Annotated in this window: 24 protein-coding genes; 10 read left to right on the top strand and 14 right to left on the bottom strand. The window is 68.8% G+C overall.

All coding sequences use genetic code 11. The features are described 5' to 3' along the window. Positions 1–60: 60 nt before the first annotated feature. The 4 genes from fmt to def (ACNR9W_RS03195) are packed head-to-tail and all read right to left on the bottom strand — an operon-like array spanning position 61 to position 2,531. The gene (fmt, locus tag ACNR9W_RS03210) at positions 61–954 is read right to left on the bottom strand and encodes a methionyl-tRNA formyltransferase (protein ID WP_419270432.1); all 894 of its coding nucleotides are present in this window, start codon (positions 952–954) and stop codon (positions 61–63) included. A 45-nt stretch (positions 955–999) separates the two neighbouring features. Then, a complete protein-coding gene (gene def, locus ACNR9W_RS03205) occupies positions 1,000–1,500 on the bottom strand; it encodes a peptide deformylase (protein WP_419270434.1) in 501 nt (166 codons plus the stop codon). 1 nt (position 1,501) lies between these two features. After that, on the bottom strand, positions 1,502–2,017 hold the full coding sequence (locus ACNR9W_RS03200; protein ID WP_419270436.1) for a peptide deformylase: 516 nt from the start codon (positions 2,015–2,017) through the stop codon (positions 1,502–1,504). Beyond that, complete coding sequence (def, locus tag ACNR9W_RS03195) at positions 2,010–2,531, bottom strand: peptide deformylase (protein ID WP_419270438.1); 522 nt, start codon at positions 2,529–2,531, stop codon at positions 2,010–2,012. Before def (ACNR9W_RS03195) ends, ACNR9W_RS03200 begins: the two co-directional genes overlap by 8 nt. An 83-nt stretch (positions 2,532–2,614) precedes the next feature. Between def (ACNR9W_RS03195) and ACNR9W_RS03190 the strand changes: the two genes are divergently transcribed. The 4 genes from ACNR9W_RS03190 to ACNR9W_RS03175 all read left to right on the top strand — a co-directional run bounded on the left by ACNR9W_RS03190 (position 2,615) and on the right by ACNR9W_RS03175 (position 5,529). Beyond that, a complete protein-coding gene (locus tag ACNR9W_RS03190; protein ID WP_419270440.1) occupies positions 2,615–3,799 on the top strand; it encodes a MalY/PatB family protein in 1,185 nt (394 codons plus the stop codon). A gap of 158 nt (positions 3,800–3,957) precedes the next feature. Then, positions 3,958–4,920, top strand: a complete 963-nt coding sequence (locus ACNR9W_RS03185; RefSeq protein WP_419270442.1) for an acetyl-CoA carboxylase carboxyltransferase subunit alpha — start codon at positions 3,958–3,960, stop codon at positions 4,918–4,920. 57 nt (positions 4,921–4,977) lie between these two features. Beyond that, positions 4,978–5,133, top strand: coding sequence for a hypothetical protein (locus ACNR9W_RS03180; protein WP_419270444.1), 156 nt, complete (start codon positions 4,978–4,980; stop codon positions 5,131–5,133). A gap of 165 nt (positions 5,134–5,298) precedes the next feature. After that, positions 5,299–5,529 carry a hypothetical protein gene (locus ACNR9W_RS03175; RefSeq protein WP_419270446.1) on the top strand — a complete coding sequence of 77 codons (231 nt, stop codon included), beginning with the start codon at positions 5,299–5,301 and terminating at the stop codon, positions 5,527–5,529. Between the two features lie 6 nt (positions 5,530–5,535). Here the strand turns inward: ACNR9W_RS03175 and ACNR9W_RS03170 are convergent, their stop codons facing one another. The 3 genes from ACNR9W_RS03170 to ACNR9W_RS03160 are packed head-to-tail and all read right to left on the bottom strand — an operon-like array spanning position 5,536 to position 7,945. Then, a complete protein-coding gene (locus ACNR9W_RS03170) occupies positions 5,536–6,333 on the bottom strand; it encodes a lysophospholipid acyltransferase family protein (RefSeq protein ID WP_419270448.1) in 798 nt (265 codons plus the stop codon). Next, on the bottom strand, positions 6,330–7,259 hold the full coding sequence (locus tag ACNR9W_RS03165; RefSeq protein ID WP_419270505.1) for a cell division protein FtsX: 930 nt from the start codon (positions 7,257–7,259) through the stop codon (positions 6,330–6,332). The genes ACNR9W_RS03170 and ACNR9W_RS03165 overlap by 4 nt, the downstream gene beginning before the upstream one ends. Positions 7,260–7,270: 11 nt before the next feature. Then, complete coding sequence (locus ACNR9W_RS03160) at positions 7,271–7,945, bottom strand: cell division ATP-binding protein FtsE (RefSeq protein WP_419270450.1); 675 nt, start codon at positions 7,943–7,945, stop codon at positions 7,271–7,273. Positions 7,946–8,056: 111 nt separating this feature from the next. On the opposite strand from ACNR9W_RS03160, the gene ACNR9W_RS03155 reads away from it, so the two are divergent. Then, a complete protein-coding gene (locus ACNR9W_RS03155) occupies positions 8,057–8,851 on the top strand; it encodes a zinc-ribbon domain-containing protein (RefSeq protein ID WP_419270452.1) in 795 nt (264 codons plus the stop codon). Positions 8,852–8,854: 3 nt separating this feature from the next. Here the strand turns inward: ACNR9W_RS03155 and ACNR9W_RS03150 are convergent, their stop codons facing one another. From ACNR9W_RS03150 to argH, 4 genes are read right to left on the bottom strand one after another with little or no spacing between them, the layout of a single operon-like run. After that, on the bottom strand, positions 8,855–11,425 hold the full coding sequence (locus ACNR9W_RS03150) for a DUF4175 domain-containing protein (protein WP_419270454.1): 2,571 nt from the start codon (positions 11,423–11,425) through the stop codon (positions 8,855–8,857). Then, the gene (lysA, locus tag ACNR9W_RS03145; RefSeq protein WP_419270455.1) at positions 11,416–12,681 is read right to left on the bottom strand and encodes a diaminopimelate decarboxylase; all 1,266 of its coding nucleotides are present in this window, start codon (positions 12,679–12,681) and stop codon (positions 11,416–11,418) included. The genes ACNR9W_RS03150 and lysA overlap by 10 nt, the downstream gene beginning before the upstream one ends. Continuing rightward, positions 12,682–12,843: an argininosuccinate lyase gene (locus tag ACNR9W_RS03140; RefSeq protein ID WP_111301940.1), complete on the bottom strand. Its 162-nt coding sequence runs from the start codon at positions 12,841–12,843 to the stop codon at positions 12,682–12,684. It lies immediately after the preceding gene. Then, positions 12,840–14,246, bottom strand: a complete 1,407-nt coding sequence (argH, locus tag ACNR9W_RS03135) for an argininosuccinate lyase (protein ID WP_419270457.1) — start codon at positions 14,244–14,246, stop codon at positions 12,840–12,842. Before argH ends, ACNR9W_RS03140 begins: the two co-directional genes overlap by 4 nt. A 22-nt stretch (positions 14,247–14,268) precedes the next feature. On the opposite strand from argH, the gene ACNR9W_RS03130 reads away from it, so the two are divergent. From ACNR9W_RS03130 to phbB, 4 genes are all read left to right on the top strand, one after another. Then, on the top strand, positions 14,269–14,832 hold the full coding sequence (locus ACNR9W_RS03130; protein ID WP_419270459.1) for a TlpA disulfide reductase family protein: 564 nt from the start codon (positions 14,269–14,271) through the stop codon (positions 14,830–14,832). Between the two features lie 101 nt (positions 14,833–14,933). Next, the gene (locus ACNR9W_RS03125; RefSeq protein ID WP_419270507.1) at positions 14,934–15,734 is read left to right on the top strand and encodes an EAL domain-containing protein; all 801 of its coding nucleotides are present in this window, start codon (positions 14,934–14,936) and stop codon (positions 15,732–15,734) included. A gap of 139 nt (positions 15,735–15,873) precedes the next feature. Further along, the gene (locus tag ACNR9W_RS03120; RefSeq protein ID WP_419270461.1) at positions 15,874–17,046 is read left to right on the top strand and encodes an acetyl-CoA C-acetyltransferase; all 1,173 of its coding nucleotides are present in this window, start codon (positions 15,874–15,876) and stop codon (positions 17,044–17,046) included. 90 nt (positions 17,047–17,136) lie between these two features. Beyond that, on the top strand, positions 17,137–17,862 hold the full coding sequence (phbB, locus tag ACNR9W_RS03115) for a beta-ketoacyl-ACP reductase (protein ID WP_419270463.1): 726 nt from the start codon (positions 17,137–17,139) through the stop codon (positions 17,860–17,862). 72 nt (positions 17,863–17,934) lie between these two features. On the opposite strand, the gene ACNR9W_RS03110 is transcribed toward phbB, so the two are convergent. The 3 genes from ACNR9W_RS03110 to ACNR9W_RS03100 are packed head-to-tail and all read right to left on the bottom strand — an operon-like array spanning position 17,935 to position 19,120. After that, positions 17,935–18,099, bottom strand: a complete 165-nt coding sequence (locus tag ACNR9W_RS03110; RefSeq protein ID WP_419270465.1) for a YdcH family protein — start codon at positions 18,097–18,099, stop codon at positions 17,935–17,937. A gap of 60 nt (positions 18,100–18,159) precedes the next feature. Next, complete coding sequence (locus tag ACNR9W_RS03105) at positions 18,160–18,918, bottom strand: tRNA1(Val) (adenine(37)-N6)-methyltransferase (RefSeq protein WP_419270467.1); 759 nt, start codon at positions 18,916–18,918, stop codon at positions 18,160–18,162. Beyond that, entirely contained in the window at positions 18,911–19,120 is a 210-nt protein-coding gene (locus ACNR9W_RS03100) for a putative signal transducing protein (RefSeq protein WP_419270468.1), read from the bottom strand. The genes ACNR9W_RS03105 and ACNR9W_RS03100 overlap by 8 nt, the downstream gene beginning before the upstream one ends. Before the next feature lie 74 nt (positions 19,121–19,194). On the opposite strand from ACNR9W_RS03100, the gene ACNR9W_RS03095 reads away from it, so the two are divergent. Continuing rightward, entirely contained in the window at positions 19,195–20,196 is a 1,002-nt protein-coding gene (locus ACNR9W_RS03095; protein WP_419270470.1) for a polyprenyl synthetase family protein, read from the top strand. Positions 20,197–20,251 lie beyond the last annotated feature (55 nt).

Raw genomic sequence — 20,251 nt, 5'->3', positions numbered from 1 at the left:
GGCAGTCCGGGTCGCCGAGTTCGCGGCGGCCGGGCGGGGGGCCATGCCCCCACCACGCCCCTAGTCCAGCCGCGCCGGCAGTTCCCAGCCCCGCAGCAGTTCCTCGGCCATCATCGGCCGCTTGCCCGCGCGCTGCGCCTCACGGATTTGCACTGCCCCCTGACCGCAGGCAATGGTGAAGGCGCCGATGACGGCACCGGGCGCACCCGAGCCCTCGGCCAGCCGCGAACGCAGCAGCTTGACCCGCTCACCCGCGATCTCGCACCAGGCGCCCGGGAAGGGCGACAGGCCGCGGATCTGGCGGTCCACCTCGGCGGCGGGCCGGGTCCAGTCGATCCGCGCCTCGGCCTTGTCGATCTTGGCGGCGTAGGTCACGCCCTCCCGGGGCTGCGGAACGGGCTCCAGGGGCAGGCGATCCAGCACATCCGCGATCAGGTCTGCCCCCATCCCCGCAAGACGGTCGTGCAGGTCCGCCGTGGTTTCCTCGGTCCCGATCGGCGTCCGCGCTTCCACCAGGACCGGCCCCGTGTCCAGCCCCGCCTCCATCTGCATGATGGCGACGCCCGTCTCGGCATCGCCCGCCATGATCGCGCGGTGGATCGGCGCCGCCCCGCGCCAGCGCGGCAGGATCGAGGCATGGATGTTCACGCAACCCAGACGCGGCGCGTCCAGCACCGGCTGCGGCAGGATCAGGCCGTAGGCCACGACCACCGCCACATCCGCATCCAGCGCGGCAAAGGCGGCCTGGTCATCGGGATCGCGCAGGCGCGCCGGGTGGCGCACCGGCAGGCCCAGCCCTTCCGCCGCAACATGCACCGGAGATCGTCGCGCCTGCTGTCCCCGGCCGGCGGCGCGCGGCGGCTGCGTGTAGACGGCCACCACCTCATGCGCGGCCGCGACCGCCCGCAGGGCAGGCACCGAGAAATCCGGCGTTCCCATGAAGATCACGCGCATCGCCCGTCCTTTCGTCTTGATGTTCAAACCCGGCCCGCGGCCCGGTCAGCGCCGCGCCAGCTTGGCCGATTTCGCGACCAGCATCTTGCGGCGCAGGGGCGACAGGTGATCGACATAGACGCGGCCGTCCAGGTGGTCGATCTGGTGCTGCACGCTGGTCGCCCAGAGGCCGACGAAATCCCGCTCTTCGATCTCGCCCAGCTCGTTCAGGAACTGCACCGTCACGGCCCGCGGCCGGCTGATGGGCGCCGAGACGCCGGGCAGGTTCGGGCTGGCTTCGTCATGGACGCGGTTCTGGACGCTGACATGCAGCACCTCAGGGTTGGCCATCCGCACCACCTGCCCCCGCTTGTCCGAGGCATCGACCACGGCCAGCCGCAGCATGATCCCGATCTGCGGCGCAGCCAGCCCGACGCCGGGCATGGATTCCATCGTGGCGACCATGTCGTCCCAGATCATCCGCACGCCCTCGGTCACGGCATCGACGGGATCGGCGGGCCGGTGAAGGCGGGGATCGGCAAAGGGCAGGAACGGTCGGACGGCCATGTCAGTCTTCCAGGATCAGGCGGCCGTCCAGGTGATCGGCCTCGTGCTGCGCGATGCGCGCCTCTGGCCCCGACATCTGCCGCAGATGATGCCGCCCGTCCAGATCATACCAACCCAGGTCGATGGTGGACGGACGCGACACCGCAACGACCCGGTCCGGGATGGAAAGGCACTTCTCGTCCCCGCTGTCCCTCCGGGAGGAGCGCCACAGGATCTCGGGGTCCAGCATCACCAGCGGGTCGGGGCGCCCGTCCTTCCAGCCCGCATCCATGACGAAGACCCGGAACAGGACCCCCACCTGCGGCGCCGCAAGACCGCGGCCCCCCGCCGCATACATGGTTGCCAGCATGTCGGCGGCCAGCCGTCGCAGCGCCGCGGCGCCCAAGAAGGCCGAGGATTCGCAGCGCCGGCGCAGCCGGCTGTCGGGCCACAGAACCAGATCGCGGGGAACCCCACCGGCCAGATCCCCCTCCAGCAAGGGGCGGACCCAGCCCGGGGGGTCCGGGCTGTCAGGCACGCGCCTTGTCCCGTTTGAGCTTGACCATCTTGCGGGTGATCATCTGCCGCTTCAGCGCCGAGAGGTGGTCGATGAACAGGATCCCCTCCAGGTGATCCAGCTCGTGCTGCGCGCAGGTGGCCCAGAGGCCGTCGAATTCCTGATCGTGCGTCTTGCCGTCCAGGCCCATCCAGCGCATCCCGACCTGCGCCGGACGGGTCACCTCGGCATAATGGTCGGGGATCGACAGGCAGCCCTCGTCATAGACGCTCAGCGCCTCGGATTCCCAGGTGACCTCGGGGTTGATCATGACGACCGGCGACCGCTCGGCCTCGGGATCCCGGGATGCGTCCATCACGAAGATCCGTGATAACACCCCGATCTGGGGCGCGGCCAGGCCGATGCCCGGCGCGTCATACATCGTCGCCAGCATGTCGGCGGCCAGGCTCTCGATCTCGGGCGTGACGCGCGCAACAGGCTCGGCCACCTTCTTGAGGCGGGGATCGGGATGGATCAGGATCGGTCTGAGGCTCATAGGCGGGATTTAGGGCAAGCCTTCACCATAAGCAATAACGGGGTTATGCAGGGGCCTGTCCCATATGGCCGCAGGAGCACCGCATGACCGACCCCGACTTCGACGAGATCATCGACCGCCGCGGCACGCACTGCAGCAAGTGGGACGACATGCAGGCGAGCTATGGCGTGGCGCCCGATGACGGGCTGGCGATGTGGGTGGCGGACATGGACTTCCGCCCGCCGGCAGCCGTCCAGCGCGCGGTCGAGGCCACGGTAGCCCACGGTGTCTATGGCTATCCGGGCGGGCACCAGCCCTATCTGTCGGCGATCTGCTGGTGGATGCAGAACCGGCACGGCTGGACGATCCAGCCCGACTGGATCCTGACCTGCGCCGGGCTGGTGAACGGGGTGGCGATGGCGCTTGACGCCTATACCGGCCCCGGCGACGGCGTGATCGTCATGAGCCCGGTCTATCACGCCTTTGGCCGGGTGATCCGCGCCGCCGGGCGCGAGCTGGTCGAACTGCCGCTGGCGACCGGGGACGGGCAATACCGGATGGACTGGGCAGCCTGGGAGGGCCAGCTCAAGGGGCACGAACGGATGCTGATCCTCTGTTCGCCCCACAATCCCGGCGGCCGGGTCTGGACGCCCGAGGAGCTGGCCCAGGTCGCGGAGTTCTGCGTCCGGCACGACCTTCTTCTTCTGTCCGACGACATCCACAGCGACCTGGTGATGCCCGGCCAGACACGCCACCGGATGATCGCCACCGTGGTGCCGGAAATTGCCGACCGGCTGGTCACGCTGACCGCCGCGACCAAGACCTTCAACATCGCCGGCGCCCATATCGGCAACGCGATCATCGCCGACCCGGACCTGCGCGCGCGCTTCAAGGCGGCGCTGATGGCGCGGGGCATCTCTCCGGGGTTCATGGGGATGGACATGGTCGCCGCCGCCTATTCGCCCGAAGGCGCGGCCTGGGTGGATGCGCTGATGACCTATCTGAACGGCAACCGGCGGATCTTTGACGAGGGCGTGAATGCCATCCCGGGCCTGCGCTCGATGCCGCTCCAGGCGACCTACCTGTCATGGGTCGATTTCTCGGGCACCGGCATGACCACGCCCGAGATCAGCGCGCGCATCGAAACGACGGCGCGCATTGCCGCCAACCACGGCGCCACCTTCGGCCTGGGGGGCGACAGCTTCATGCGCTTCAACATCGCCACCCCCCGCGCCCGCGTGGTCGAGGCGGTGCGGCGCCTTTCGGATGCCTTTGCCGACCTGCAGTGACCCTTGCACATCGCTGTTGCGCAAATGCCCCCGGGGGGTGAATGGGCCGCAGGCCAAGAGGGGGGCAGACGGCCCCCTGCCCTTCGGAGCGCCGCGTTGCAACCCGGTTCCGCCCGGCCTATATAGCCCCAACCCGAACGCTGCCGGAGGCTTTGCCCATGGTCTATCTGGATTTCGAAAAGCCGCTTGCCGACATCGAGGGCAAGGCCGAGGAACTTCGCGCCATGGCCCGCAAGGGCGACGGGGCCGTCGATCTGGAGAAAGAGGCCGGGGCGCTGGACCGCAAGTCCTCGGACCTGCTGCGCGATCTCTACAAGTCGCTGGATCCCTGGCGCAAGACGCAGGTGGCGCGCCATCCCGACCGCCCGCATTGCCGCGACTATGTCGAGGCGCTGTTCACCGAATACACCCCCCTTGCCGGCGACCGCGCCTTTGGCGACGACCATGCCGTGATGGGGGGGCTTGCGCGGTTCAACGACGCGCCCTGTGTCGTGATCGGGCATGAAAAGGGTAACGACACCCGCTCGCGCATCCACCACAATTTCGGCATGGCCCGCCCCGAAGGCTATCGCAAGGCCATCCGCCTGATGGACATGGCGCATCGCTTCAAGCTGCCGGTCATCACGCTGGTGGACACCCCGGGCGCCTATCCCGGCAAGGGCGCCGAGGAGCGCGGCCAGTCCGAGGCCATCGCCCGCTGCACCATGAAATGCCTTGAGATCGGCGTGCCGCTGGTCAGCGTCATCATCGGCGAGGGCGGGTCCGGCGGGGCCGTGGCCTTTGCCACCGCCAACCGCATCGCCATGCTGGAACACTCGATCTATTCGGTCATCTCGCCCGAGGGCTGCGCCTCGATCCTGTGGAAGGACGCCGAAAAGATGCGCGACGCCGCCGAGGCGCTGCGCCTGACCGCGCAGGACCTCAAGAAGCTGGGCGTGATCGACGGGATCATCGCGGAACCCTTGGGCGGTGCGCAGCGCGCCCCTCAGGAGGCGATCGCCGCCGTCGGCACCGAGATCGCCGCGATGCTGGCCGACCTGAAGGGCAAGAAGCCGGCCGACCTGATCAAGGACCGGCGGGCCAAGTTCCTGGCGATGGGATCCACGGCGCTGGCCGCCTGACCTTCACGATCCTGTGACCGATCGGCAACAGCCGCCCCATCACGGGCGGCTTCTTGCATGCGCCTGCTTGCCCGGTTCGATTTTCTCGGCCAGCCTGCAATCCTGCCCGACACCCTGCAGCGAAGGAGGGGCCTCATGATGACATCACGCGACGCCACCTTTGCCACCCGGGCCAGCCATCAGCGACGAAATCCCTCGTTCCTGACCGCCTGACCGGGCAGAACCCCACCGACGCCACGACCTGAACGACGACTGCCCGCACGGGCAGCCTGCCGTCACGGCTGCCTGCCTGTCAGGCCGCGCATCCGCATGGCGTCATGTCCCCACCTGCAGTCCGACCGCCCATGCTCGGCATGGCCCGTCTTCAGGAGAGAACCGATGATTGCAGACCTGAACCCGCAGTCCGCGCGCCTGCGCCCCGCCCTCCACCGCCTGATCGACCGTCATGGTGCGACGGCGGTTCTTTGGGCGCTGCTCCGCGCGCTGCTGATGCCACGCCGCAGGCGGCCGAGGCCGCCCGACCCCTATCACCTCAGCCCGCATATGCGGCGCGACATCGGCCTACCCCCGGCGGAGCCTCATGTCCCGCGCTACTATGACCTGAGATGACCGGCCTCAGGCGGCGCCCATGGCGTCGCCTGACTTGGGCAGCGCCAGGCCCGCCTCGGCCATCAAGCGATCGGAGCGGGTTTCGATCTCGGCCTCCAGCCGGGCCATGAAGCCTGCCGCCGGGACATCGGGCCCAAGCGCGGGCAGGAACTCCACCACGGCACGGCCGGGGCGGATGCCCCAGCCCTTGCGCGGCCAGAACATGCCGGTATTCACCGCCACCGGGACGACCGGCAGCCCGGTGGCCATGCGGATCGTCGACACACCCTGCTTGTAGGGCCTACGCTGCCCGGGCAGGGTCCGCGTCCCCTCGGGATAGATGATCAGCTGGCCCAGCCCGTCGCCCGCGATCCGCTGGTTGATCTGGCTCGAGATCGCGACCATCGCGTCGCGGCCCCTGGTCCGGTCGATCGGGATGCAGCCGACCTTCCACGCGTACCAGCCCATCACCGGCACGCGCATCACCTCGCGCTTCATGATGAAGGCCCGGCGCGGCACGGCATGGGCGATCACCAGGATGTCCCAAAAGCTCTGGTGCTTGGCCGCCACGATGCAGTCGGTCGTGGGCGGGGTGCCCCGCACCTCGCAGGTCAGGCCCAGGTGCAGCTTGGCAGCCCAGATCATGTAGCCGATCCAGCGCGTCGCCACCCGGTTCGCCCCGACCCGGCCGTGCCGGACGAGCAGGACGATCCCGGCAAGCCCCATCACCACCGTCGCCAGCGCCACATGCAGGTAATACAGCACATGCTGCACATGCTGCCAGGGCGTCAGGGGCCCCGGATGGGGATCGTCGCGGCGGCTCACCTGACGGCCCCCAGCATCTTCAGGGCCGCCCAACGGGTCGCGAAAAACCCGACGGCCGCGGCGATGAAGGGGATCGACAGCGGCATCAGCCAGTCCCAGCCCTGAAAGCCCAGGCCGGTCATAAACCCGCCCGCCGCGCTGGCGTCGGGCAACAGCGCGATGCCGGCCATGCCCAGCAGCGTTCCCACGGCCGAGCCGATAGCCGCACGGCGGGTAAAGCGGCGCACGAAGGCCGTGGCAATGGTCAGGTCGCGCGCCCCGATCAGGCGCAGCACGCGGATCACCTGGCCATTCGCCGCCAGCGCCGCCTTGGCGGCTAGCGTGATCATCGCCGCCGAGGCCGCCCCGATCAGCAGCAGCGAGACGATGCCCAGCATCCGCAGCCGGTTCGCGGCCGAAACCAGCGGCCGGCGCCATTCGGTGTGGTCGTCCAGCACCGCGCCGGGGGCCTCGGCCTCCAGGCGCAGGCGCAGGCCCTCGGGGTCGAAGGCCTCTCCGGTGACGGGCAGGTCGATCAGGGCGGGCACCGGCAGGGCATCCACCGGCATGTCCGGTCCGAACCAGGGCTCCAGCAGTTCGGCCAACTCGTCCTGCGGCAAAAGCCTGGGCTGACCCGCATCCGGGGTGGTCGACAGGATCTGCATCACCGACTGGACACGCGCCTCCTGCTGGCCCGCAGGGGCGCTGACGCGGACGGTCACGCTGCCGGCCAGTTCCGAGGACCAGCGGTCCGCCAGGCGCCCGGTCGCCAGGGCCAGCGCCAGGGCAAAGACCGCCAGAAAAGCCATGGCCCCGGCCGAGAACAGGGTCAGTTGCGCCGTGAAGCCGGTCGGCGGCACGATGCGGTCGCCCTTGCCGCCTTCGCCACCCGTCAGCCCCTGCCACAGCGATCCCAGGTTCAGCCCCCGCAGGTTCATCTCGCGCATGTTCCGACGCATCACAGGTCCGCCCCCGCCAGTTGCAGGCTGCCGCCCGAGATCCGCAGCACCCGCGCCGTCACCTGGGCCTTGGTGGCGCGGATCAGGTTCAGGTCATGGGTGGCGACCAGCACGGTCTTGCCCGACTTGTTCAGCTCGATCAGCAGCTGCATCAGCCGCATCGACATCTCCCAGTCCAGGTTGCCGGTCGGCTCGTCCGCGAGCACCAGGTCCGGCGACAGGATCACCGCCCGCGCCAGGGCCGCGCGCTGCCGTTCGCCCCCCGACAGCGAGGGCGGCAGCGCGCGCGAATGATGCGTCAGCTGCACCCAGCCCAGAAGATCGCGCAGCGCGTCCATGTCCACCGCCTCGCCGGCGACGGTCAGAGGCAGGGCGACGTTTTCAGCCAGGGGAACATGGTCCAGGAACTGGGGGTCCTGGTGGACCACGCCGACGCGACGGCGCAGGTCGGCGATCCCGTCGCGTGACAGGCCACGCATGTCCTGGCCAAAGGCGGTCATCTGTCCGGCGGTGGGCAGCAGGTCCGCATAGCACAGCCGCAGCAGCGTCGTCTTGCCCGAGCCGGAGGGGCCCGTCAGGAAATGGAACATGCCCGGCTGCAGGCTCAGCGTCATGCCCGACAGCAAATCGGGGCCCCCGTGGTAACCGAAACCGACATCCCGCATCTCGATCAAGCGCCACCTCTTTTCCGTTACGGCCCGTCTGACGCGGGTCCTGCACCCGGCGCGACTTGGAAGCCGGACCTGCGCTTGATAGAACAGCCCACAGACGATTGCGAGGGTGGCATGGCTGAAATTAGGTTGATCTGTCCAGGCTGCGGCGCCGAATACGTCCTGCCGCAGGAGGCCATCCCCCCCGCCGGACGCGAGGTCGAATGCAGCGCCTGCGAGCATGTCTGGCGGGCGCAGCGTCCGTCCACGGCGGCGGCTCCGCTGGACCTGGGGTCCTATACCCTTCCGCGCGAGGGCGGCCCCAGGGAAGGGCAGGAAAGCCCGGTGAGCCTGCCCCCGGCCAGCCGGCGCCTGTCGCCCGACGTCCTGGACATCCTGCGCGAGGAGGCCGATCACGAGCGGCGCCTGCGCGAGAGCGAGGCGGCGGGCATCCCTGCCCCCGTGGCCGACGAGGCCGATCAGACGCCGCCCCAAAATGACCAGCCCGCGTCCGAGGATGACAGCCTCTGGCCTGCCACCACGGTGATCCTTCCGGCGGGCGCGACCCGCGCGATCACCACGAACCCGGCCCCCCAGGCCCCCGCGGCAGAGGCCCTGGCGCCGCAACCCGCCACGCCGGCAGAGCGGCCGGTCATGCTGCCGCTGCGGCCCGCGCCGGGGCAGCAGCTGCGCCCCTCTGCCCCGATCGCGGCGCGGGTTGCGCTAGTGCCGGTTCCCGCTCCTGCGCCCTCACCGCCCCGGAGCGGCTATCGCTTGGGCTTTGGCCTGGCGGTGCTGGTCGCCGTGATCTGCCTGGCGCTCTATCTGCTGGCTCCACGCCTGCAGGTGGGTCCGCTGACCGAATGGCGCCAGAACGTGGACGACGCGCGGCTCTGGCTGGGCCAGCAGGTCCGGGGCCTGCGGGACTGAGCCTCAGAACCGGTCCAGAAGGCGGCCCAGATAGTCGCGCTCGTCCTGGGGGCGGCCGCGTTCGCCGCTGCGGCGGCGGATCTCGTCCAGCAGGTCGCGGGCGCGGCGCGCCGGGTCCAGTCTCTCGGCCAGGGGATCGCCGCTGGTGATGACATTGCCGTTGCCTGGCCGCTGCCGGCCAAGCGGATCAAGAACCGGCCGGCCGTCAAAGGGCATCTGGCTCTGCCCCTGCGCGCTGTCGCCTGGCTGGCCGCCAGGCTGCTGGCCCTCCTGGCCTTCCTGTCCCTGTTCGCCCTGCTGCCCTTGCTGACCCTGCTGCGCCAGCATGTCGCCCAAGGCGCGCATGCCGTTCCGCATCGCCTCGATCGCATCGGCCTGGTTCTGCAGCGCCTGGCCGCTGTCGCCTTCGCGCAGCGCGCGCTCGGCCTCCTCCATGGCGCGGCCGGCCTCGTCCAGCTGACGCCGCGCCTCGTCGCCCTGGGCCGAGCCCTGCCCGGGCATCAGCCCCTGCTGCTGGCCCAGCTCCTCGCGCAGCGCCTGCTGGCGGTCGGCCAGGCTTTCGCCGCCCTCCTCACCCTCGCCTTCGCCCGGCTGCTGGCCCTGTCCGAACTGGCGCTGCATGTCGCGGAAGGCCTCGTCCGACAGGCGCTGCTGCTCGCGCAGCGTGTCGGCCAGGCGGTTCATCGGCTGGTCGCCCTGCGGCCCGTCCTGGCCCTCCCCCTGGCCCTGCTGCTGCTGGACCTGCAGGTTCTCCATCATGCGGTTGAACTGCTCCAGCAGCTCCTGGGCCTCGGCCATGCGGCCCTCGTTCATCAGGCGCTGGATCTCGTCCATCATCTGCTGGATCTGGTCGCCGGTGATCTGCTGGCCCTCCTGGCCACGGTCGGGGCTGTCGGCCCGGTCCTGGCCCTCGCTCTGCTCGGCCAGCATCTGCGTATAGGCGTCGGTCGCCTCGCGCAGCTCGTCCATCAGGCGCTGGATCTCGTCGGGTGAGGCGCCGTTCCTGATGGCCTCGGACAGCTTTTCCTGCGCCTGCTTCATCCGCTCCAGCGCATCGGCCAGTCCGCCGTCCTCCAGCTGCACCGCCGCCGCCCAAAGCGCCTCGGCCAGCCGGTCGCGGGCCTCGGGCGTAAAGCCCTGGCCCTCCAACAGGCGGACGGCGCCGCGCAACTCGGCATAAAGATCTTCCTCGACGAAACCTTCGGGCTGCCAAGTGACGGCGCGCAGGATCTCGGCGCTGCGGCCGGCATTGGCGCGCGACCACAGCAGGTCGCGGCGCAGCTCGATCAGGGCCGCCGCCAGCGGATTGAAGAAGCGCCGCCCCGGCAGCTCCACCGCCATCGGCTCGGACTGCCCCACCTGCGCGATCCCGTCCAGCGCGCGCAGCGTCACGCGCACCGGCAGGTTCGCCCAAGGGTGCCGCGACAGGTCCTCGACCAGCTGCCCCTGGATCCTCTGCCGGTCACCGCGCGGCAAGGTCAGCGCCAGGTCGATGTCCGGGCGCGGTTCGGGTGCGACGGTCAGGCCAAAACGGCGCTCCACGGCAGGCAGGTTCAGCTGGATCAGCGCCTGCGCCTCGGCCAGGCCGTGGTCGTCGCTGGCCACGTAATCCTGAATCATCCGACCGTCGGCGCGTCGGACCGGCGCCGCGCCGGCCTGGATGACAGGGGCGGCATCGGGCAGGACCGTCACGTCGAAACGCCGGTCGGCTACCTCGATCACCCCCGACTGTTCGGCCCGAAAGCCGGGGGCGGTCGCGTCACCGCCTTGGTCCGCGGGACCGATGTCCTGGTCGACCGCGACATCGCCTCCATAGATTCGAAAGCTGATAGCGGTCCCCTTGGGCAGGGTCAGTGCCTCGCCTTCGGCCAGGGCATTCAGATAGATCGTCGGGCGGCGGGTATAGGCGGGCGGTTCGGCCCAGCCCTCCCAGGCCGGCCCGCCGGGCGCGACCGGCCCCGTTACGGGCGCGGTCATCGTGGCCGCGATGGCAGAGATCCCCTGCCCCATCTGCCCGGCGCCGCCAAAGATCAGCGCCATTGCCAAGGCCAGCGCCCCTGCCAGCCGCAGGGCATAGGGGTCGCGCCGCGCCAGGTCCGCGTCGGGCCGCACGGCCCGGGCCGCCAGCGCCGCCGCCTGCATCTGCGCCAGATGTGCCTGCCACAGCGCGCCCTCTCCGCCGATGGCGGGGCGGTCGGACAGCGCGCTCAGCGGGCGGCCCGGCAAGGTGCGGTCAAGACGGTCCAGCGCCTCGGCCGGGCGGACGCGGCGAAAGCGCAGGCCCCCCAGGATGGCAGCCGCCACCACCGCCAGCAGCCACAGCCCGGCCAGCCACGGCAGGACCGGCGCCGGCAGAACGGCCACCAGCCCCAGGGCCAGCGCGGCAAAGCCGCAGGCCAGAAGCGTGGCCAAGGGCCAGAAGGCCCGCGCGCCCCGTTCCCAAGCCATGCCCCACCGGGTCAGGCGCAGGGCCCGGGCGACGGGGCCGGAAGCGGTCGGCGAAAAATCGTCAGATGTCCGGGGGCTGACGGCCCCCGGCCTGTCGGTCAGATCCTGACGCCCGATCAAAGCCATGGCGGGATGCTATCCCGGGCCAGCATTTCCTCAAACGTCGGTCGCGCCCGGATGACGGCGAAGTGATCGCCCTGCACCAGCACTTCGGGGACCAGCGGCCGCGAGTTGTATTCCGAGGCCATCACCGCCCCATAGGCCCCGGCCGAACGAAAGGCGATCAGTCCGCCCGCCTCCATCTGCGGCAGCTGCGCGGCCTTCTGGAAGGTGTCGCCCGATTCGCAGACCGGTCCCACGACGTCATAGGGATGGACCGCCGCCCCCAAGCCCGGCTCGATCACCGGCACGATGTCGTGATGCGCGCCGTACATGGCCGGGCGCAGCAGGTCGTTCATCGCCGCGTCCACGATCAGGAAGTCGCGGTCCTCGCCCTGCTTGACATAGATGACCTCGGCCAGCAGCACGCCGGCATTGCCGACGATGTTGCGCCCCGGCTCGATTTCGATCTCGCAGCCCAAATGGCCGACGGCCTCGCGGATCACCTGGCCGTATTCGATGGGCAGCGGCGGCGCGTTGTTGTCGCGGCGATAGGGGATGCCCAGCCCGCCGCCCAAGTCCAGCCGCGTGATCTGGTGCCCCTCGGCCCGCAGCGCCTGCGTCAGGTCGGCCACCTTGGCATAGGCGGCCCGGAAGGGCGCAAGGTCGGTCAGCTGGCTGCCGATATGGACGTCCACGCCCACGACCTTCAGGCCCGGCAGGCGGGCGGCCTCGGCATAGACCTCGATGGCGCGGGAGATGGGGATGCCGAACTTGTTCTCGGACTTGCCGGTGGCGATCTTCTCATGCGTCTTGGCGTCCACGTCCGGGTTCACGCGGATGGCCACGGGCACCGTCGCGCCCATGCTGGCGGCCAGCTGCGACAGGGCCCGCATCTCGGGCTCGCTCTCGATGTTGAACTGGCGGATACCGCCCTCGATCGCCAGGCGCATCTCGGCCCGGGTCTTGCCGACGCCGGAAAAGACGATCCGCTCGCCCGGCACGCCGGCGGCCCTGGCGCGGCGGTATTCCCCGGCCGAGACCACGTCCATGCCCGCGCCCAGGTCGCCCATCAGCTTCAACACGGCCAGGTTGCTGTTCGACTTGACCGCAAAGCAGACCAGGTGGTCGCACCAGTCCAGCGCCTGGCGGAACAGGCCGAAATGCCTCGTCAGCGTGGCCGCGGAATAGACATAGACCGGCGTGCCGACCTGGGCCGCGATGCAGGACAGCGGCACATCCTCGGCGTGCAGGGCGCCGTTCTTGTACAGGAAGTGATCCATCTAGAGCCGGGCCGACACGCCGATGCGCGCGTCACCGCCGACCGAAACGCCCATCTGCTGCTGCAGCGGCTTTTCGACGGGCCGCTTGGGGGCGCCGTCGACGCCGCAGGCGGCCAATACCAGAACGGGGGCCAGAACGGCCAAGAGGGACAGACGGATCATGCCAGTTTCTCCTTCCAGCGGGCGATCTGCGCGCGCACCTGCGCAGGGGCGGTGCCGCCATAGCTTTGGCGCGAGGCGACGGAATTGTGCACGCCCAGCACATTGAACACATCCTGCGTGATCTGGCCATGCACCGATTGCATGTCGGCCAGGGTCAGGTCGGGCAGATCGACACCCCGCCCCTCGGCCATGGCCACCAGCGATCCGGTGACGTGATGGGCGTCGCGGAAGGGCAGGCCCAGTTCGCGCACCAGCCAGTCGGCCAGGTCGGTCGCGGTGGAAAATCCGGTGCTGGCCGCGGCCTCCAGCCGGTCGCGGTTGGCGGTCAGGTCCGACAGCATTCCCGACATTGCGGCCAAGGCCAGCATCAGGCTGTCGGCCGCGTCAAAGACCTGCTCCTTGTCCTCCTGCATGTCCTTGGAATAGGCCAAGGGCAGGCCCTTCATCACCGTGAACAGCGCAACGGTCGCCCCCAGGATGCGCCCGATCTTGGCGCGGATCAGTTCGGCTGCGTCGGGGTTGCGCTTTTGCGGCATGATCGACGATCCGGTGGACCACTTGTCCGACATCGACACGAAACGGAAGTGGGCCGAGGACCAGATTACCAGCTCTTCGGCCAGGCGCGACAGGTGGACGGCGCAGATGCTGGCGGCCGCCAAGAATTCCAGCGCAAAGTCGCGGTCGCTGACCGCATCCAGGCTGTTGGCCATGGGGCGGTCGAAATCCAGCGCGGCGGCGGTCATGTCGCGGTCGATGGGATAGCCCGTCCCGGCCAGCGCGGCCGCCCCCAGGGGCGATTCGTTCATCCGATTGCGGGCATCCTGGAACCGCGACAGGTCGCGGCCGAACATCTCCACATAGGCCATCATGTGGTGGCCCCAGGTAACCGGCTGCGCGGTCTGCAGGTGGGTAAAGCCCGGCATGACCCAATCCGCCCCCGCCTCGGCCTGCGACAAAGCCGCGCGGATCAGTGCCGTCAGCCCCTGGATGGCCGCGTCGCACTGGTCGCGCACCCACAGCCGGAAATCGGTCGCCACCTGGTCGTTCCTGGATCTTCCCGTGTGCAGGCGGCCTGCGGGCTCTCCAATCACCTCCTTCAGGCGGGCCTCCACGTTCATGTGGATGTCCTCCAGCGCGGTGCGGAAGGGGAAATCGCCGGCCTCGATCTCTGACAAGACGGTGAGCAGGCCTTCCCCGATGGCCTTTGCGTCGTTATCGCTGATGATGCCTTGTGCGGCCAGCATCGCCGCATGGGCCCGGCTGCCCCGGATATCCTGGGCGTAGAGCCGCCGGTCGAACCCGATCGAGGCGTTGATCGCCTCCATGATCGCGTCGGGACCCGCGGCGAAGCGCCCGCCCCACATGCTGTTGGCGGCGTCTTTGCTGTCGGGCCGGTCGGTCATCTGTCAGTCCCTCGGAGGTCACATGCTGCGTTCCGCCCTGCTTTATACGGCCCTTGTTTTCGGTGCAAACACCGCCTTCGCCGCAGGCCCCGACTGGCAGGCCGCGCGCGACGGCGGCTTGGCCAAGCTGGTCGTGGCCGAGGAACCGGTCCCGGTCAGCACGACCGAATTCACCGACCCACAGGGCGGCACGCACAGCCTGGCCGACTGTCAGGGCAAGGTCGTGGCGCTGAATTTCTGGGCCACCTGGTGCGCCCCCTGCCGCGAGGAGATGCCCGCGCTGGATCGGTTGCAGGCCGAACTGGGCGGAGAGGATTTCCAGGTCGTCACCATCGCCACGGGCCGCAATGCCCCCGACCGCATCGAGGCCTTCTTCGACGAGGTGGGGGTGACGAACCTGCCCATCCTGCTGGACCCGCGCCAGAAGGTCGCGCGCGACATGGGCGTTCTGGGCCTGCCCGTGACGGTCCTGATCGACCGCGAAGGCCGCGAGGTGGCGCGCTATCTGGGCGATGCGGAATGGGATTCGGAGGCCGCCAAGACGCTGATCACGCAACTGACGGCGGATGAGGGCGGCAGAAATTAACCCTGAGTTGCGAAACCGCTGACGATTCACCGCAGATTAGGTCATCATGGGCAGACTTCAAGCAGACCCGAGAAGATGAGGCCGCCGTGAGCGACAGAATCATGGAAAACAGTTCGCCACTGGAAGATGCGATCCGCCACCAGGACCGGATCACGCTGAGCGCCGTGTCCCACGCGGTCGAAAAGGCCAGCGCGGTGCTGGCATTCCAGCCGATCGTGCAGTCGCAGCGCACCAAGGCACCGGCCTTCTACGAAGGGTTGATCCGCATCATCGACGACAGCGGCCGGCTGGTGCCGCTGCGCGATTTCATGCCCCAAGCCGAAACAACCGAACTGGGCCGCAAGATCGACTGCCTGTCCCTGTCGCTCGGGCTGCAGACCCTGGCCGAGGATCCGGCCCTGCGCCTGTCGATCAACATGTCGGCGCGCTCAATCCTCTATCCCGACTGGATCGGCACCTTGCGCCGGGGCATCTCGGACGACCCGATGCTGGGAGAGCGGCTGATCCTCGAGATCACCGAAAGCTCGGCCATGGGCATGCCCAACGAGGTGCAGGCCTTCATGGCCGAGGTTCAGGGCTATGGCATCAGCCTGGCGCTGGACGATTTCGGCGCGGGCTATACCTCGTTCCGCTACCTGCGGGATTTCTGCTTCGACATGATCAAGATCGACGGGCAGTTCATCCGCCAGATCGCCGCCAACCCCGACAACCAGGTGCTGACCCGGGCGCTGCAGTCGATCGCCCATCATTTCGACATGTTCACCGTAGCCGAATCCGTCGAGACGGCCGAGGATGCAAGCTTCCTGATCGACATCGGCATCGACTGCCTGCAGGGTTATTATTTCGGCGCCCCGACCATCGCGCCGCCGTGGAAAAGCCCTCCCTCGCTGGCGACGCGCTGACGGGCGAGCGCGGGGCGCGCAGACAAAAGGTTCCCGGCATCATACGAAAGTCCGGGCCATGCGCTTGACGTTACGTCGCGAAAAAGCATCCTGAACCGGATTCGCCGGCCTGTCCGGCAGTGATGGGAAGGAGCCCGCCATGTCCAAAGCCGTTATCGTTTCTGCCGCCCGTACGCCGGTAGGCAGTTTTATGGGGTCGTTTGCCAACGTCCCGGCGCATGATCTGGGGGCAGCGGTCCTGAAAGAGGTCGTCGCGCGCGCCGGGGTCGATCCGGCCGAGGTCAGCGAGACGATCCTGGGCCAGGTCCTGACCGCAGCCCAGGGGCAGAACCCGGCCCGCCAGGCACATATCAAGGCCGGCCTTCCGCAGGAGGCGGCGGCCTGGGGCCTCAACCAGGTCTGCGGGTCCGGCCTGCGCGCCGTGGCGCTGGCCGCGCAGCAGGTGATCCTGGGCGACGCGCGCATCGTGCTGGCGGGGGGCCAGGAAAGCATGTCGCTGTCCGCCCATGCGGCCTATCTGCGCGCCGGCCAGAAGATGGGCGACCTGCAGATGATCGACACGATGATCCGCGACGGGCTTTGGGACGCCTTCAACAACTATCACATGGGCCAGACCGCCGAGAACGTGGCCGAGAAGTGGCAGATCAACCGCGACCAGCAGGACGAATTCGCGCTGGCCTCGCAGAACAAGGCCGAAGCGGCGCAGAAGGAAGGCCGCTTCGACGACGAGATCGTGGGCTACACCGTCAAGGGCCGCAAGGGCGACACGGTAGTGGACAAGGATGAATACATCCGCCACGGCGCCACCATCGACGCGATGCAGAAACTGCGCCCGGCATTCGCCAAGGACGGTTCGGTGACGGCGGCGAACGCCTCAGGCCTCAACGACGGCGCGGCCGCCGTGATGGTCATGTCCGAGGAGGAGGCCAACCGCCGCGGCCTGACGCCCCTGGCGCGCATCGCCTCCCATGCCACGGCGGGCCTTGATCCGGCGATCATGGGCACGGGTCCGATCCCGGCCAGCCGCAAGGCGCTGGAAAAGGCCGGCTGGTCCGTAAGCGACCTGGATCTGGTCGAGGCGAACGAGGCTTTCGCCGCCCAGGCCTGCGCCGTGAACAAGGACATGGGCTGGGATCCGTCCATTGTGAACGTCAATGGCGGCGCCATTGCCATCGGTCACCCGATCGGCGCCTCGGGCGCTCGCATCCTGAACACGCTGCTGTTCGAGATGCAGCGCCGCGATGCCAAGAAGGGTCTGGCCACGCTCTGCATCGGTGGCGGCATGGGCGTTGCCATGTGCCTGGAGCGCTGACCAGATCGCAGAACCGGCGCGCAATTATCTTGCGCGCCGCTGACTATTCTTGTTAGCAGATTACGATCACATGGAACGAAGGGGGGATTTATGTCCAAAGTCGCACTGGTCACAGGGGGTTCGCGCGGAATCGGCGCCGCCATTTCGCGGACTCTGAAGGATGCGGGCTATACCGTGGCCGCCAACTATGCCGGCAATGACGATGCCGCCAAGGCCTTCACCGAAGAGACGGGCATCAAGACCTACAAGTGGTCGGTGGCCGATTACGACGCCTGCGCCGAAGGCGTGAAGCAGGTCGAGGCTGACCTGGGGCCGATCGCCGTGCTGGTCAACAATGCCGGCATCACCCGCGACGCGATGTTCCACAAGATGACGCCGCAGCAGTGGAAAGAGGTCATCGACACCAACCTGAGCGGGTTGTTCAACATGACGCATCCGGTCTGGTCGGGCATGCGCGACCGCAAGTTCGGCCGCGTCGTCAACATCAGCTCGATCAACGGGCAGAAAGGTCAGGCGGGTCAGGCGAACTATTCCGCGGCCAAGGCGGGCGACCTGGGCTTTACCAAGGCGCTGGCACAGGAAGGCGCCCGCGCCGGCATCACCGTCAACGCCATCTGCCCCGGCTATATCGGGACCGAGATGGTGCGCGCCATTGATGAAAAGGTCTTGAACGAGCGGATCATCCCGCAGATCCCCGTCGGCCGCCTGGGCGAACCCGAGGAGATCGCGCGTGCGGTGGTCTTCCTGGCCGCCGACGATGCCGGCTTCATCACCGGCGCGACGATCAGCGCGAATGGCGGTCAGTACTTCGTCTGACGCTGACCGAAACGAAAGCGGCCCGCGCATCTGGCGCGGGCCCTTTTCATGAAAACGTCACTGTTCAACGGCTCAGTGGGCAAGGCGGGTGATCTGTTCCTTCAGGCGAAGCTTTTCGCGCTTCATCGCGGCAATCTCGATATCGTTGGTGCCGGGACTTTTCTGTGCCCTTTCAACGGCGGCAGAGAGGTTCTGGTGTTTCTTGCGAAGCTCCTCGACATGGGAAGCAACCGACATCGCGTTCTCCTCTGGGTTTAGTGTCGAACAACCTCACTCCAGCACAGGTCATTGATTCTGTCACGCGGCTTTCGCAATTCCCAGGTCGATCGGCGCGCCGTTGCGCAAGACGGCGGCAGCGGCCTCCGTCAGGTCCTCGCCGTCCTTGTCGTGGCGCGGCGCCGCATGGGTCACGAAGGGCGCCAGAAGCCGCAGGGGCGTGGCTGCCCCCTTGCGGGCCGTGACCAGGACGCGCCCCGCCGGCTGGCCCTGCCGGCCGGCAATCGGCAGGATGGTGACCGCCCCCGCCCGGCCCGCCAGCGTGCTGATGACGCCGTCCAGGCGGTCAGCCCGCTGGATCAGCGTCAGCCAGCCTCCGGGACGCAGCCGTCGAAGGCCCGCGTCGATCCACAGCGCCAGAGGCGTCTCCTCGCGCCGCGCCTCGGCCCGGCCCGCGTCTGGGGCGGGCGTGCCGCCCAGGAAATAGGGCGGGTTCATCAGCACGTGATCAAAGCTCATCGCCCGCAGGTCGGACGGAGGCGCCGCCAGGTCGCCGGTCCGCACCGTCATGGGGATGTCGTTCGCGGCCGCGTTGGCCCGGGCCAGGTCGGCATAATCCGCCTGCCGTTCCAGCCCGGTGATGGCAAGGCCCCGCACCCGCCAGCCCAGGCAGAGACTGGCGACGCCGACGCCGCAGCCCAGTTCCAGCACCGTCTGGCCGGGCTGCGCGGGACAAGCCGCCCCCAGCATCACCGCGTCGGCACCGGCCCGATAGCCGCGCAGGGGCTGGACGATCCGCAGGCGGCCGTCCAGGAAACCGTCCTGCCGGATCTCAGTCATCCAGCCCGGCATCGCGCAGGATGGCCCGGGCCACGAAGGCGTCCCGGTCGGCCACCATCAGCCGCTGCGGCAGGATCCCGATCGAGCCTTCCAGGACGCTCATGTGCTGGTCCATCTGGAAGGTGACGATGCCCTCGGCCTCCAAGAGGCTGGTGGCGGCCGACATGCGCACGGGATCGTTGCTGCGGAAAAGCTCTTTCATGCCCGCGACGTTAAGGGGCGGTTGCGCATTTGTCGATGCCGTGGCAATGCGTGGGCGCAGACACGGGGTATGGCATGACTGTGCAGGAAAACGTCCGCAAACCGCTGGATCGGCTGTCCGAAGCCTTGGCCGCCGAGATGCAGGCGGTGAACACGCTGATCCGCGATCGCATGGCCAGCCGGCATGCGCCGCGCATCCCCGAGGTCACCGCCCACCTGATCGAGGCCGGGGGCAAGCGGCTGCGCCCGATGCTGACGCTGGCCGCGGCCCGGATGCTGGATTACCCCGGACCCTATCATGTCCACCTGGCCGCAACGGTCGAATTCATCCACACCGCGACGCTGCTGCATGACGATGTCGTGGATGAAAGCCGCCAGCGGCGCGGCCGGCCGACAGCGAACCTTTTGTGGGACAACAAGTCCAGCGTGCTGGTCGGCGACTACCTGTTTGCCCGCAGCTTCCAGCTGATGGTCGAGCCCGGCAACATGCGCACGCTGGAGATCCTGGCCAATGCCAGCGCCACCATCGCCGAGGGCGAGGTGCTGCAGCTGACCGCCGCGCAGGACCTGGCGACGGATGAAGCCGTCTACCTTCAGGTGGTTCGCGGAAAGACCGCGGCGCTCTTCTCGGCCGCGACCGAGGTGGGAGGCGTCATCGCCGGGGCGCCCGACAACCAGGTGCAGGCGCTGTTCGACTATGGCGACGCGCTTGGGATCGCCTTCCAGATCGTCGACGACCTGCTGGACTACGGCGGGGCGACCGAGACGATCGGCAAGAATGTCGGCGACGATTTCCGCGAACGCAAGCTGACCCTGCCGGTCATCAAGGCGGTCGCCAGGGCCGATGCGGATGAGCGCGCCTTCTGGTCGCGCACCATCGAGGCCGGCGAGCAGCGCGAGGGCGACCTGGACCATGCGCTGGCGCTGCTGGCAAGGCATGGCGCGATGGAGGCGGCGCGGCGCGATGCGCTGGACTGGGCCACGCGTGCCAAGGCCGCGTTGCAGATCCTGCCGCCGCATCCGATCCGCGACATGCTGTCCGACCTGGCCGATTTCGTCGTCAGCCGCGTCGCCTGAGACCTCCCTCACCCGCCGTCAGCGCATCGTGCACCGGCTGTGCACCGATCGAGCA

The organism is Paracoccus sp. T5 (assembly GCF_048538155.2).
In the GTDB taxonomy this organism is placed as follows: Bacteria; Pseudomonadota; Alphaproteobacteria; order Rhodobacterales; family Rhodobacteraceae; genus Paracoccus.
The sequence above is the reverse complement of the archived record's forward strand: the minus strand, read 5'-3'. Positions and strand labels throughout refer to the sequence as shown.

What these genes read in the sequence shown, in the direction of transcription:
- ACNR9W_RS03165 (WP_419270505.1), bottom strand. Translation starts at nt 7,259, where the DNA reads ATGCGCGAGATGAACCTGCGGGGGCTGAACCTGGGATCGCTGTGGCAG.
- ACNR9W_RS03105 (WP_419270467.1), bottom strand. Translation starts at nt 18,918, where the DNA reads ATGACTGAGATCCGGCAGGACGGTTTCCTGGACGGCCGCCTGCGGATC.
- ACNR9W_RS03130 (WP_419270459.1), top strand. Translation starts at nt 14,269, where the DNA reads ATGCTGCGTTCCGCCCTGCTTTATACGGCCCTTGTTTTCGGTGCAAAC.
- ACNR9W_RS03180 (WP_419270444.1), top strand. Translation starts at nt 4,978, where the DNA reads ATGCGCCTGCTTGCCCGGTTCGATTTTCTCGGCCAGCCTGCAATCCTG.
- ACNR9W_RS03100 (WP_419270468.1), bottom strand. Translation starts at nt 19,120, where the DNA reads ATGAAAGAGCTTTTCCGCAGCAACGATCCCGTGCGCATGTCGGCCGCC.
- ACNR9W_RS03190 (WP_419270440.1), top strand. Translation starts at nt 2,615, where the DNA reads ATGACCGACCCCGACTTCGACGAGATCATCGACCGCCGCGGCACGCAC.
- ACNR9W_RS03125 (WP_419270507.1), top strand. Translation starts at nt 14,934, where the DNA reads ATGGAAAACAGTTCGCCACTGGAAGATGCGATCCGCCACCAGGACCGG.
- phbB (WP_419270463.1), top strand. Translation starts at nt 17,137, where the DNA reads ATGTCCAAAGTCGCACTGGTCACAGGGGGTTCGCGCGGAATCGGCGCC.
- ACNR9W_RS03110 (WP_419270465.1), bottom strand. Translation starts at nt 18,099, where the DNA reads ATGTCGGTTGCTTCCCATGTCGAGGAGCTTCGCAAGAAACACCAGAAC.
- ACNR9W_RS03155 (WP_419270452.1), top strand. Translation starts at nt 8,057, where the DNA reads ATGGCTGAAATTAGGTTGATCTGTCCAGGCTGCGGCGCCGAATACGTC.
- ACNR9W_RS03175 (WP_419270446.1), top strand. Translation starts at nt 5,299, where the DNA reads ATGATTGCAGACCTGAACCCGCAGTCCGCGCGCCTGCGCCCCGCCCTC.
- ACNR9W_RS03140 (WP_111301940.1), bottom strand. Translation starts at nt 12,843, where the DNA reads ATGATCCGTCTGTCCCTCTTGGCCGTTCTGGCCCCCGTTCTGGTATTG.
- ACNR9W_RS03185 (WP_419270442.1), top strand. Translation starts at nt 3,958, where the DNA reads ATGGTCTATCTGGATTTCGAAAAGCCGCTTGCCGACATCGAGGGCAAG.
- fmt (WP_419270432.1), bottom strand. Translation starts at nt 954, where the DNA reads ATGCGCGTGATCTTCATGGGAACGCCGGATTTCTCGGTGCCTGCCCTG.
- lysA (WP_419270455.1), bottom strand. Translation starts at nt 12,681, where the DNA reads ATGGATCACTTCCTGTACAAGAACGGCGCCCTGCACGCCGAGGATGTG.
- ACNR9W_RS03150 (WP_419270454.1), bottom strand. Translation starts at nt 11,425, where the DNA reads ATGGCTTTGATCGGGCGTCAGGATCTGACCGACAGGCCGGGGGCCGTC.
- def (WP_419270438.1), bottom strand. Translation starts at nt 2,531, where the DNA reads ATGAGCCTCAGACCGATCCTGATCCATCCCGATCCCCGCCTCAAGAAG.
- ACNR9W_RS03095 (WP_419270470.1), top strand. Translation starts at nt 19,195, where the DNA reads ATGACTGTGCAGGAAAACGTCCGCAAACCGCTGGATCGGCTGTCCGAA.
- argH (WP_419270457.1), bottom strand. Translation starts at nt 14,246, where the DNA reads ATGACCGACCGGCCCGACAGCAAAGACGCCGCCAACAGCATGTGGGGC.
- def (WP_419270434.1), bottom strand. Translation starts at nt 1,500, where the DNA reads ATGGCCGTCCGACCGTTCCTGCCCTTTGCCGATCCCCGCCTTCACCGG.
- ACNR9W_RS03120 (WP_419270461.1), top strand. Translation starts at nt 15,874, where the DNA reads ATGTCCAAAGCCGTTATCGTTTCTGCCGCCCGTACGCCGGTAGGCAGT.